The sequence below is a fragment of the Oleiphilus sp. HI0066 genome, assembly GCF_001635725.1.
In genome coordinates, this window is record NZ_LWFH01000348.1 from 1 (window position 1) to 961 (window position 961).

The 961-nt window shown below is 42.4% G+C and carries 2 protein-coding genes; both read left to right on the forward strand.

Going from position 1 to position 961, the window contains the following annotated elements; genetic code table 11:
- The first annotated feature begins 209 nt into the window (after positions 1–209).
- Positions 210–398: a hypothetical protein gene (locus A3738_RS05040; RefSeq protein WP_068763411.1), complete on the forward strand. Its 189-nt coding sequence runs from the start codon at positions 210–212 to the stop codon at positions 396–398.
- A 4-nt stretch (positions 399–402) separates the two neighbouring features.
- On the forward strand, positions 403–961 hold a 559-nt coding region (locus A3738_RS05045), incomplete at its 3' end, for a gamma-glutamyl-gamma-aminobutyrate hydrolase family protein (protein ID WP_156503970.1).

The window sequence follows — 961 nt, forward strand, 5'->3', positions numbered from 1 at the left end:
AACTGTATCGAGATCGGCATCCATCAACCTTTATCTATCAATCAAAAATGTTTATGTCGTACAGATATCTGAACAACAGAGGTGTATAATCTTTTGAACGCAGTATAAATTATTTTGAACGTCAAACAAGTATGGACAACTCGTTTTGAGAGACGATTAAAACCGTATTTGCATCTCTTAATGGCTTTTCATGGTGTAAAAAATATTTTATGCTCCGTACATTAAAGCAAACAACAGGTCATTTTATGGGTTCCTCCAGTAAAAAACCGCTCGTTGGCGTCATTAGTGATGTTAAAGTGATTTCGCCGCATCCATTCCATATCGCGGGAGACAAGTATTTACGTGCTCTCGTTGAAGCTGCTGATGTCGTACCAATCATGATCCCCTGCTCTGAATGACATCATGGACATCACACATTGGACAGAGCACTTAGATGGCGTATTTCTAACAGGCGCCTACTCAATGGTTAACCCTTCTCTCTACGGTGAGTCAAAAATTGACGCCGACTTCGACTACGATGATCAACGAGATAATCTTAGTCGCGCACTCATTCAAAACATGCTTAAAGAAGACAAGCCTTTGTTCGCCGTTTGCCGTGGTTTGCAAGACATCAACGTTGCGTTAGGTGGCTCGCTTCATCAAAGCCTTCACGAAGTTGAAGGAATGAATGATCACCGCGAAGATAAAAACGCACCACTAGCTGAACAGTATGCGGATACGCACTCAGTCACGCTCAACGAAGACGGTATAATGCGCAAGATTACGGGACGAAATGATATCCTCGTGAACTCCCTGCATACCCAAGGAATTAAAGAGTTAGGACAAGGGCTTCAAGTTGAAGCAGTCGCCGAAGATGGTCTTATTGAAGCATTCAGCATTCCACAACTTACATTTGGATTAGCGCTTCAGTGGCACCCTGAGTGGCAAGTTACTCAAAACCCAATTCAACATAAATTATATG